This window comes from Pseudoalteromonas sp. BDTF-M6 (assembly GCF_018334135.1).
Classification (GTDB): domain Bacteria; phylum Pseudomonadota; class Gammaproteobacteria; order Enterobacterales; family Alteromonadaceae; genus Pseudoalteromonas.
The window spans coordinates 45,777-57,735 of sequence record NZ_JAGXTQ010000003.1; the positions used below are offsets into that span (position 1 = coordinate 45,777).

At 43.0% G+C, this 11,959-nt stretch carries 9 protein-coding genes; 4 read left to right on the top strand and 5 right to left on the bottom strand.

Annotated elements, in window-relative coordinates:
* Positions 1 to 132 (bottom strand): hypothetical protein, encoded by a 132-nt coding sequence (locus KD147_RS16990; RefSeq protein ID WP_349304685.1) that lies wholly within the window; start codon positions 130 to 132, stop codon positions 1 to 3.
* Positions 74 to 220: a hypothetical protein gene (locus KD147_RS16815; RefSeq protein WP_349304689.1), complete on the bottom strand. Its 147-nt coding sequence runs from the start codon at positions 218 to 220 to the stop codon at positions 74 to 76. The genes KD147_RS16990 and KD147_RS16815 overlap by 59 nt, the downstream gene beginning before the upstream one ends.
* A 140-nt stretch (positions 221 to 360) precedes the next feature.
* Between KD147_RS16815 and ydiJ the strand changes: the two genes are divergently transcribed.
* Positions 361 to 3,402, top strand: a complete 3,042-nt coding sequence (ydiJ, locus tag KD147_RS07440; RefSeq protein WP_212547387.1) for a D-2-hydroxyglutarate dehydrogenase YdiJ — start codon at positions 361 to 363, stop codon at positions 3,400 to 3,402.
* Here the strand turns inward: ydiJ and KD147_RS07445 are convergent.
* Entirely contained in the window at positions 3,399 to 4,601 is a 1,203-nt protein-coding gene (locus tag KD147_RS07445; protein WP_212547388.1) for a cation:proton antiporter, read from the bottom strand. The genes ydiJ and KD147_RS07445 overlap by 4 nt on opposite strands.
* Before the next feature lie 31 nt (positions 4,602 to 4,632).
* Positions 4,633 to 5,844, bottom strand: a complete 1,212-nt coding sequence (locus tag KD147_RS07450) for a tyrosine-type recombinase/integrase (RefSeq protein ID WP_212547389.1) — start codon at positions 5,842 to 5,844, stop codon at positions 4,633 to 4,635.
* 86 nt (positions 5,845 to 5,930) lie between these two features.
* On the opposite strand from KD147_RS07450, the gene KD147_RS07455 reads away from it, so the two are divergent.
* Positions 5,931 to 6,506, top strand: coding sequence for a lipid-binding SYLF domain-containing protein (locus KD147_RS07455; protein WP_212547390.1), 576 nt, complete (start codon positions 5,931 to 5,933; stop codon positions 6,504 to 6,506).
* Between the two features lie 629 nt (positions 6,507 to 7,135).
* On the opposite strand, the gene KD147_RS07460 is transcribed toward KD147_RS07455, so the two are convergent.
* Entirely contained in the window at positions 7,136 to 8,302 is a 1,167-nt protein-coding gene (locus KD147_RS07460; protein WP_105188905.1) for an alpha/beta hydrolase-fold protein, read from the bottom strand.
* A gap of 215 nt (positions 8,303 to 8,517) precedes the next feature.
* On the opposite strand from KD147_RS07460, the gene KD147_RS07465 reads away from it, so the two are divergent.
* The gene (locus KD147_RS07465) at positions 8,518 to 10,677 is read left to right on the top strand and encodes a winged helix-turn-helix domain-containing protein (RefSeq protein WP_212547391.1); all 2,160 of its coding nucleotides are present in this window, start codon (positions 8,518 to 8,520) and stop codon (positions 10,675 to 10,677) included.
* Between the two features lie 800 nt (positions 10,678 to 11,477).
* The gene (locus KD147_RS07470) at positions 11,478 to 11,771 is read left to right on the top strand and encodes a hypothetical protein (RefSeq protein WP_105188907.1); all 294 of its coding nucleotides are present in this window, start codon (positions 11,478 to 11,480) and stop codon (positions 11,769 to 11,771) included.
* Positions 11,772 to 11,959 lie beyond the last annotated feature (188 nt).

Here is an 11,959-nt window from a genome sequence, read left to right on the forward strand (position 1 = left end):
TTATTTTTTCGCCAATTTGCTATCGAGCAACCGGCACCCCCGCGTAAGGGTAGTTTGGCATACCCGTACATATTTACGGGCAATGGGGTAATGCACGGCGAGCAGGGTCAATCCAATTAAAAAGAATATCACCGAGGGCCCAGGCACCACGGCGAATATCAATCCGAGTATAAAACAGAGCGCCGCAGCGGCATTCATCAACCACTTCTTCATACATCACCTACATAATTGCTTATTAACTGACCATAGCGCATTCACAGCTACAAAGTGATTTCAATTTGTAACAATCTGTATATTCTTCAATTTCTAAGCCCGCTCACCATGCTATAATGGCGCTGTCCGTTCCTGAGGTTTAAGGCCATGATAGCAAAGTTAAGTGTCGAGCAAGTCAGTTCTGAACTGGTATTACATTACCTAAAAACAATCAAAGCTGAAGGCTTCAGCGGCGATGTCGATGCCAGCTATGGCACCCGACTGTTAGCGGCCACCGACAACAGTGTCTATCAGACCATTCCTCAGGGTGTGGTGTTTCCTAAAACCAATAAAGACGTGCAACTGGCATTGAACATTGCCTCGCGCGACCCATTTCTGTCTCTAACCTTTGGCCCACGCGGTGGCGGTACCGGCACCAATGGCCAGTCGTTGACACCGGGTATTGTTATCGATCTTTCCCGCTATATGCGCGAAATTCTGGAAATTAACGAGCAAGAAGGTTGGGTGAGGGTTCAAGCCGGGGTGATCAAAGACCAACTGAACGACTTTTTGCGCCCCTACGGCTATTTTTTTGCACCGGACCTATCCACCAGTAACCGTGCCACAGTCGGTGGTATGATCAATACCGATGCCTCAGGTCAGGGCAGTCTGGTTTATGGTAAAACCTCGGACCACACCCTGGCACTCAAGGCGTTTCTGGCCGATGGCAGCGAGCTCAATACTCAAGGGGTGAGTGTCGAAAAAGCCAAATTGATTGCCGAACAAGACACCGCCGTCGGCAAGGTCTACAAAACTGTATTGGATGTGGCCAGCAGTAAGCGCGATTTAATTTTAGAAAAATTCCCACGCCTAAACCGCTTCCTGACCGGTTATGATTTAGAGCATGTGTTTGATGAGCACATGAGCGAGTTTGATATTGGCCGTGTCCTGACCGGCTCCGAAGGCTCTTTGGCCATAGTCACCGAGGCGAAACTCAATATCACGCCCATCGCCAAATTTAAAACCCTGATCAATATTAAATATGACAGCTTCGATTCCGCCCTGCGCAATTCGCCGTTTTTAGTGGCGGCCGAGGCGACCTCGGTTGAAACCGTTGATAGTAAGGTGTTAAACCTGGCCCGCGAAGACATTGTCTGGCATTCAGTATCGGACTTAATTACCGATGTACCCGGGCAAGAAATGCAAGGCTTAAACATGGTTGAGTTTAATGCCGAGCAAGAAGGGGATATGAAGGACAAGATTGACGCCCTGTGTGCCAAGCTTGACGCCCTTATCGAGAATAAAGAAGCCGGGGTAATTGGTTATCAGCTCACCAATAATGTGGCCGATATACAAAAAATCTATGCCATGCGCAAAAAGTCCGTTGGCCTGCTCGGTAATACCAAGGGCGCGAAAAAGCCTATTGCCTTTGCCGAAGACACCGCGGTTCCGCCGGAAAACCTGGCCGACTTTATTGCCGAGTTCCGTGAATTACTCGACGGTCACCAACTTGATTATGGTATGTTCGGCCATGTCGATGCCGGCGTTTTACATGTGCGTCCGGCGCTGGATATGTGCGATCCGGAGCAGGAAAAAACCCTGCGCCAGATTTCCGATCAGGTTGTTGCACTCACCGCCAAGTACGGTGGCCTGATGTGGGGCGAACACGGTAAAGGGTATCGCAGTGAATACGGCCCGGAGTTTTTTGGCGACGAGCTATTCCAGGAGCTGCGCCGTATTAAATCGGCCTTCGATCCGCACAACAAGCTTAACCCGGGCAAAATCTGCACCCCCCTTGAAAGTAACGACCGCTTGGTGAGCGTTGATGATAAGAAGCGTGGCTGGTTCGACCGTCAAATTGATATTCAGGTACGAGATAGTTTTGCCAACAGCATGAACTGTAACGGAAACGGCTTGTGTTTTAACTATGATGTCAGCTCGCCGATGTGTCCTTCATACAAGGCCACTGGCGATCGCCGTTACTCACCAAAAGGCCGCGCCGGATTAATGCGCGAGTGGCTTCGACTACAGGCGGAGCAGGGCGTTGACCTGCTCGAAGAAGAAAAAGTTATCAGCAAAAAAGATGGCCCCACCTGGTGGGAGCGTTTCCTTAATACCCAGAATAAACGCAAGGGTCAGTACGACTTTTCACACGAAGTGAAAGAGTCCATGGACGAGTGCTTAGCCTGTAAAGCCTGTACCACTGCGTGCCCGATTAAGGTCGATGTGCCGACATTCCGTGCTCGCTTTTTGAACTTTTACTACAGCCAATACAACCGCCCATTAAAAGATTATCTGGTTGCCGGCATAGAAAACACGGCACCACTGTTGGCTAAGTTTTCGGCCATTACCAACCCCGTGATCAAATCGTCACCGGTACAATGGGCGATTAAAAAGACCCTGGGTTATGTGGATACACCGACGCCGAGTCATCCCAATCTGGCTCAGCGCACGGCGACGTTAGAAAAATTCGATCTGAATAAGCTTGAGCGATTGAGCGAAGAGCAGCGCCGCGACTATGTGCTTATCGTGCAAGACCCATTCACGAGTTTTTATGAGGCCGAGCTGGTTGAAAGCTTTGCCAAGGTTGTGCAGGCGCTTGGCAAAAAACCGATTATCCTGCCATTTAAACCCAATGGTAAGCCGCAACATGTGAAAGGCTTTTTGGATAAATTTGCCCGCACCGCCAAAAACAGTGCGGCATTTTTACAACAGGTTAGTGAATTGGACATCCCCATGGTTGGGCTCGATGCCTCATTAGTTTTGTGTTATCGCGATGAATACAACACGGTATTAGGCGAGCAAAGAGGGGACTTCAATGTCTTGTTGGCCCATGAATGGCTGGGCGAGCAAACTTTTAAACAACAGGTATTTGAACCACAACAAAGCTATGTATTGCTGAGTCACTGCAGCGAAACCACTGCCTTACCGCACAGCGCCAAGGTGTGGAAAACTATTTTCTCGGCCTTGGGATTACAACTGGATCCACAAGCAACCGGCTGTTGTGGTATGGCCGGTACCTATGGCCACGAACTGCAAAACCAGGAAAACAGCAGTGCCTTATATAATCTCAGCTGGAAAGCCAAGGTTGATAACACCGAGCCAGCCCAGCTGTTGGCCACGGGTTTTTCATGTCGCAGCCAGGTAAAACGTTTTGCGCAATATAAACCGCAGCACCCCATCGAGGTACTGGCTAAGGTGTTGCACTAGTCTCGTTTTGCCAAGCGCTTTTTGCTGAAAGAGTTAGCGATGGGGCGAGTGGTAATACCGTGAATAAAGACGCTGGTCAATATGGTCAGCGTCGCCAACTCATTGAGCAAACCGTCGGCGGAGTCTAACACCATTAAGGTAAAAACGATGGAAGCCAAGCCCCGCGGACCAAACCAGGCCAGGGTAAATTTCTCTTTAAAATTTAACCCGTTAAATACAATTAAACTAAATAGAACGGGGATAACCCGCACCAGGGTTGCGGCGATCAGCGCAAAGGCCAGCTTGCCCCAACTTAGTTCCATGCTCTGTAACTGCCAATAACTGTAAGCCCCGAACAAACACCAAATTAAGTACGAAAAGAACTCGGCAATGTGCTCGCTTTCCTCGATCAGTCTCATATCCTTACTCGGCCGATACAAATAATCAAACAGCAAACCGGCAACAAAGGCGGCCACAAATCCACTGCCGCCCAAGGCTTCAGCCACACTGTAATTGACAATCGCCAATGACAAAATTAAAAATGGGCTGGAGGCCTTTTCAAAAAAATGACGTCGGGCGCTGTATCGTATTAAGTAAGTTGCTGACCAGGTAATAAGCGTTGCAACGACAAGCGCTATCCCAACTTCACGAAACATAAACTCCAGCATCTTCATTGGCGGTTGCCAACTGCCCAGTTGCCAGGACAAAAACAGAAATAGAAAAATCGGCACGCACAGGCCATCGTTCAATCCACTTTCAACATTAATGGCTTCACGAAGTTTTAACGGCACCGCTTTGGCTTCTAAGATCCCTTTACTTAAGGCGGCATCGGTTGGCGTTAAAATAATTGCCAATAACGCCAAGGCCAATACACTCATCTCTGGAAAAAGCAGGTATCCGGTTAGCACGGTCGCGCAGAAGGTAAGTGGCAGGGCAACAAACAAAAGCAGCACGGGATATTTGTAGGCGCGTTTTAAAATGGCCAGTCGGGTTTTCGCCGCGTCGGAAAATAATACCACCGCCAAGGTTAGTTCGACTAAAGGCAGTAATTTTTCCAAGGGTTGGCCGATTTTAAATTCCGCTAAGAACATAGCCGCAACGACCACGCCGGTCAGCACAAAGTACATGGGACCGGTGAGTTCGGCCCGGGCCAACTGGCGAAATGATATGGAGTAGATAAAAAATGCCAACGCCAACAAGATTGCGATGTAATATTCCATGGCTTATCCTCACGGCCTGCCTAAAGCATGCTTAAAGCTTACGTTTAACGCCTGACTTAGCTCGTTCTTTTATATTAGTCTGAATATAAATTTGATCTGTGGTTGCCAACTTAGCATGACCCAAGTCTTCAGATAAATGTTTTAATGGTCGGGTTTGCGCATCGTGGGTCGCCCCGGTATGGCGCAGCCAGTGTGCGGTTGCCGCCGTAAGTTTTTCTGCCTCTTCGGTAAAACCATCGTGATGAAGTGCTGCGGTGGCCAAATCAAAACTTTGTTGTACCAAACGACGAATTTGTCTGACCGTCATACCACCTTTGCCGCGCAATTTATGAATGAGCGGGTAGGGCTCATCGACCCGAGGCAAGGCACTGAGACCGCGAAATAAACGGTAGCGTTTTAAGTAGGCGGTAAAACTGTCACTTAGCGTCACATCTCGTAACTTATTGCCTTTGCCCATGACTCGCAAAAACCAAAAGCCATCGGCGTCTTGCCAAAAATGCGACATAACCGGTGACCAGTTGGGGCGCTCCGACAATTCGGAAATACGTAAATATAAACCCTTTAAACAGGCCAGAGTAAAGAGGTTACGCTCGAGTTGCGGATCGTCTTCGCAACGCTCTTCGGTCACCCGCAGTACATATTCCCATTGCAGATCGCTTAGTGTATCTGGTTGATTTATTTGAGATTGCACTACCAGATACGGGCAGTTCTTTTTAACCACGGGAACAAAGTTGGTGAAGGAACGCTCTTCTAAAATGGCGAATTTATAAAAAACATTAAGCGCAGTAAAGGTAGAGTTTAGGCTTTGCTGACTGGGCTTGGTTTCCTTGGCCATAAAGGGGCGCCACTTCGGATTGGCCATGCGCTGACCAAGATGCTGTTTAAATCGCCACTGCACCGAGTCCGAACACCAGTCGCTGCTGGGCTCAACCACAAAATCGATATAGTGTTCAATATCTTCGCGCTTTAATGCCAGCACCGAGGCGCCTTTGAGCAGCCAAGACCAAAGGGCAAAACGCTCAATTTCATTGCGAAAACGGGTGAAAGTGGCGTCGGATTTGCGGCCATAAACATACAAATATTGGTAAATAAATGATAAATCTTTCGAAATTTCAGCAAGGTTTAAGCTTTGTTGGTCTATAAATAAAGCTAGTTCGGGATATTCGCTGTTTAAGGTGCCATCTTCAAGATGGGCTATTTGATAGCGTAATTGCTTAAACGTATCAACTAAAGGGGTAAGCATAAGATAAATAACCAAAATATTTATAGTCTTAGCTTATCATAAAGTCCGATACTGTCTAGTATTGGACATTAAAGAAGGGGTACTCCATGAAAATTAGAGCTTCATTTGTTCACATCATGCTACTAGCGGTTGCCGTGCTTGCCTTAAATGGTTGTGCCACTTCCAGCAATGCCAGTCCGCAAGCAAAAAGAGAGATGGTACAAAGCATGCGCAGCGAAACATTGAAAACCTTGTATGTGCGCAAACCCGATGTGCAAAACCAAATTGCTACGAGCGCCGGTTATGCGGTATTCGATAATGCCAACGTCAATGTTCTGTTTGCCAGTTTCGGCGGCGGCTACGGTGTGGTAAAAAATAACCGCACCGGTAAATGGACCTATATGAACATGGGCGAGGCGGGTTTAGGCCTGGGCCTGGGTGTTAAAGATTTTAATGTGGTGATGGTGTTTCATACCGAAGCGGCATTAAACCGATTTATTGATCATGGTTGGGCGTTTGGCGGCAATGCCGATGCCGCAGCGAAGCATAAAGACAATGGCGGCGCGGTTACCGCCGAAGCCATTGTTGACGATGTGACCGTTTATTCGCTCACCGAAACAGGATTAGCCTTGCAAGCAGTGTTAAAAGGGACTAAATTCTGGGTAGATAATGAGCTAAACTAACATTTCTAAAGTCTTATGGTTGGAAAGTGGTCTATTTTTGATTAAATAGGCCGCTTTTTTTTGTTTTATCCTTTTTCATTCAGCGCCTTAGCGCTTCCCGTTCAGATACTTTACCCGTATTCTATAGAATTGCGTATCATTTAACATAATCTAATTTATGGGATATTTTGATTAAACTGAAGCTTCTGCTGGTTGTGCTCATGGTCACTCAGGTTGAGACTTTTGGGCTTAATGAGATTCTCCTTTTTAGAATTAGCCTTACCTCTATCTAAACCCAAATGAAGGGAAATTCATCCTTCCTAATTATCTTTTATCTCACAGAATTAAGGATGCATTTCTCCCAACCAAACATTCATTACAGCACATCGCTTTTCCCCAGGAGGTTCGTTACCCTTCTTTTAACAACCTGCATGTCTTCATAAAACCAACGAATAACTGTTTTATTATCTGCAATGCCATAAATAAGGTTTGCCCTACTAGTTCTGACCTTCCCCCCTTAAATTAACGCCATAACTTTGATTTCCGATGGATGTCTCATACTGATACGGTAATTGATGGTTTGCATGATAGTCATCTCAATGCCAAAAGCGGACTTTGGGCATGTCCGCATAAGGATAAAAAGGTTTTTGCTATGGGTTGTTAGCCTTAATCAATTTGTTTAAATTAATTAGACGAGTTTTGTAGGCGTTGTTTTCAATGTTTTCAATAATACTTTTTTTAATGACTAAGTTTCTCATTTCTAGTGCTTTCTCTAGCTCTCCATTAGCCTCATATCCATCAGCCAAACTATCATAAGCGTCAGCTTTATAGGGGTAATTCTTAGCATTCTCCTTAAAAATAGAGATTGCCGTAGCAAAATCTTTTTCCTCAAGGGCGTTATAAGCAACTCTGTTAATAGACCCGTAACTTGGCTTTATTTCATAGCCGTAGATTTCTGATTGTTTTTTGTAGAACTCTTTGATTGCCGGAATGCCTTTGGCAATAGTCTCATGACCCGGACGCAAAGAAGCATATAGCTTTTGGAAAGCTAATGAATGTCCAGCAAGCGCTGTTGTGTTGTGTGTTTCAGAGGTATCTAAATCTGAATTAAATTTGAACCCTTTTCGGTTATGAGAATTAAGTAGTTTTGTATATCGCTCATATGAACTTAACATATGACCACCTTCACTCCCCATATTTACATACAAATACGTATTTAACTTACTTGAATTATTTAAAAAGCTTTCTGCCTCTTTGAATATGACCTGTTTATGCCACCATAGACTAGGGCTAAATGCAAAATGCGCTTGAAATAGCTCTGGCCTCGATTGCAATGCATAGATAGAAAGCAAGCCTCCTAAAGAATGACCTGATACTATTTTGAAATTGTTTGCACGGTACTTTTTATTAACGTATGGAATAAGCTCCTTCTCAATAAAATCGAGAAAGTCATCTGCACCACCTGAGATACCCCATTCGTTGTAGCTTTGATCATAGGTAGGAGTAAAGTCCCTTGTACGATGTGTATTCTTTATGGCGATGATAATCATCTCTTGCGCCAAGCTAGATTGATTCAGTAAATCTAAAGTACCTATGGTATGAGCAAAGTTTCTTTGTCCGTCTAATAAATATAGAACAGGATAATTAAGTGTTTTATTTTCTTTATAGTTATTAGGTAAGTGTACCAACAAGTCTCTTTGCTCTGACAAAACGGTTGAATACAAGCTATCAGTTATTGAAGTGCCTCGTACATTGGCGTTTACTTCCTCAGAACTAAGGAAAAATGCTAAAAGCAAAATTACTATTTTTTTAAACATAAAAACTTCCATTACTCTATTAAAATTAGAGAGTTAATGTGACGTTAAACTTTAGAAAAGTAATGAAGTTGTGTGGAAAAAAAGTGATGAAAAGGTGAATTCCAAAAATTATTAGGTATATTAGAGGCTTAGGGCTAATTCATTTTCCAATAAAACTTTCGGTGTGATATCGTTTGAATGAGGATTAATTAATTTGGGCTTTGTTACTGTAGGTTATGATTAAATTTGGCGATTATATACTCGATTCAGAACATTCATGTTTGCTGAATGCGAGCGATAACTCTGAAATACTTATAGAGCCTAAATTATTTGAGTTACTTCTGCTATTCATTGAGCGTCCAAATGCTGTTATCTCAAGGCAAGATATACTTGAAGAATTGTGGGCGGGTTCTGTTGTTACCGACAATGCAATCAATAAATTAATAGGTAACCTTCGAAAGTTACTGGGTGATGATGCCAAAAAGCCTAATTACATTCAAACTGTCCCCAAGAAAGGATACCGCCTAGTTTGTAGCGTTGAAGCACTAGGGAGCAAAGCTTCAAATCCAACTGATTCAAACTTAATTAACGACCCCCCCTCTGAAATAGCCCCAGTTAGTTTTTGGGGTGAAAAATTAAAAGCTTATATAATGATTTATTTCATTGTTATTTTGGTCATTGTTTTAAGCGCTTTAATGATATTCAAATCTAGTAATAACAACTCTTCAAATATTAGTTACTCGGTAGCATTGACACGTGACGAGGGTGCTGAGCTTTCTCCTATAATGCACCCAAACAATAAACACTTATATTATTTGAAAGAAAATGATGACCATGAAAGTCGTGAACTTTGGATAAAAAACATTAACACCTCCGTTACTAAAAAAGCAAAAGTAAAAGGCAGTATCAGTAAAATTATTTCGCTTGTTGAAGACCTAAATGCGAATCAAACTATCATGTTTTATCTTGACATGGCGACAAATAAGTGCGGGCTTTATCAAGAATTCTTGTCAGCGCCAGAAGAGCTAAATCAGATAAGTACAGCACAAAAAAAGTTATTTGATTGCAGTGATAAGAGAGTCAAAGATATAGATTATCATGATGGACAAAATGCATTTTATTATGCTGCTCAACCTAAAAATCATTGGCCGAATCAAATTTATGCTTTTGATGTTGAAACTGGTGAACATAAGATTGTTACTCAATCGCAACCGAAGGGTTGGGGGCATCATAATCTCGATATATCCCCAAATGGAAAAAAACTTTTAATAATGAGCACAGATAGTGATTACAAGACTCAATTACTCTCTCTTAATCTGTCAGATAACAAAATTACAAAGGGTATGAAGTTTGAAAAGCCTGTGTATGAAGCAATATGGCATCATGACTCAGAGCAAGTGTATTACTTTGCCCCTCCACCTGCCCAGCGAATCATTAGAAGTGACATAAATGGCGAAACCTCTACTGAAGTTATCAATATATCTGAAGAGATATTGCCAAAGCTGTCAAGGATAGCGGATGGTAACAACATACTATTTAGTACAGAGAACAAAAACTACAACAATCGCTGGCTAATGCCTTTGAACAACAATGAGACTATTGATAATTCATCAGTGTTTGATGTTTATCCTGCGCTATTTCACAAAAGCGATAAGTATTTATTCGTTTCAAAACGAAGTGGCCGCATGCAATTGTATTTAGTAAACAACCAATATAATCAGGCCAAAGTAGTCACCAATTTACCCAACTCTCATTGGCTTAAATACGTTTCAATTTCAGAGGAAGATAAAAATGTTTTATTAAATGTTGATAACAAAGTTTATCTAGTTCCCATAAGTGAACTAGACCCGAATAAACCTTTGACTGCATTTAAAGAAGAACTTTTGATCTATGAAAGTAAAAATCCAATCATTTCTTTGGATTGGCTTACAAGCCAGAGTGCGGCTATTACACACGTTATTAATGGAACCCCTGAATTGGTAGTAGTCCAGCTTTCTAACAATAAAAAGGTTAAATTTGATGGAACGTGGGCTTATGGGTTGAAAGATAGCGAACAGCCTGAACTTGTTTATTTTATTGAACAACACAGTAACGTCTTGTACCAAGCAAGCTATTCATCTCTTGGTGACAAAACTTCTACGGAAAAATTAAGTTTTATTAATACACAAATATCCTTACCAACTGATTTTTATCATGTAAAGGTCGATTCAAATAACTTGTATTACGTTAATGCTGAAAACGATACTGAATACCTTTATGTCGTGCCAATTAATAGAAAATCTGAGAGCTGGAAATTACCATTGAGTAACTTTTCAAGTTATGACGTAAGTAAAGGACGTATTATAGTTAGCGATTCTGATATCTTAGAAGGTGATGTCCACCGAACTATGTATTGAGTGACCGCTTTTCACTCCAACCAGACTACTGCGAAGTCCCAAGTACGATCCTTCTACCCTCACCTTAAAAATCGGAAACAAGTCAAAGTATATAATCAATAAGTTACTTTGGTACGCAACAAATTGATAGAGCAGGAAAAAGAGTAAAATACGTTGCCGGCATTTCAAGCAACTTTAAAATAATGCTAATTGCTTGATTGCCTTAGCACATAACGTCCATCTATCTTAAGCTCAATTAAATGTATTCCTTTAAATGTGCGAAGGACGCGGGCTTCTGCATTTTCTGAAAAACGAACTTTCCTAAGGAAATCACAATCTGCACGCGACTTTGGAAGGACCAAGGTATAGTCACCATTTGCGTTGCGGATTTTCACGTAGAACGCCCTATCGTGCTTTGTTGTGTCTTTTTCACCTTTTTTATGGAGGGTGCCAGTAATTACTTCATATTCTTCAATATCTTGACTTCTAGCATATTCACTCGAAAGGTAAGCGTGAGAAAGAACCGTCGCGACTAATATGGCAAAAAAATATAATAAAATGTCTTCATTTATAAAAACCGCCTAAAGCATTTAATATGCTTATTTGTGAAGCTAAGCTAAGCAAACCTTCAGAGCAGTAAACGCCATATAGACGCGCTATTAAATAAAAATCTCACTAAATCATAAAGTAATCGAAAAACACTTACCTCACAAGCACCCGGCCTACTCTACAGGTTCAACAGACTTCCTCTGATGGTCTATTCTTTTATTCGTACACGCGCAGTACGTACAGATACTTCCCCCATCATAAGGATCAATTCAATGAAGATAATTTCTTACACCATGGTATCAGCAGTACTTTTAGCGTCGTCGTTTGCTGTCGCTGCGGAGGCAAAAAACCCGCAACAGGCGTGCTGGGGACAGGCAACCAAGGTCTTTGCACAAACCGGGGCTATGGGTGAGCACAGCAGTGAGCAACCCACACCCAGAATGGGTTTGCGTAATTTGGCGCGGCTACTCTATGAAGCCGGAATTATCGATGATGACACCATGGAAGCCTTGGGCCAATTCGTCGCCGATGAACTCGGTCTTTCCATCGACGCTTGTATGGACTAGCTAGGTTGTATTGATCTGCTGTTAATGCGGTAGATTAAGCCTTTTAACTGCTCACATACGACCGAATCATCAGTAAATAGCCACCAGCGTCCTAAGTCCTGGTGGCTAAGTTGCCGGGTCGGCCTTTCCGACTCCAGCCCTTTCCCGCACGGGTAACAGCAATAAACGCAGGTATCGTTTGAGTTAAT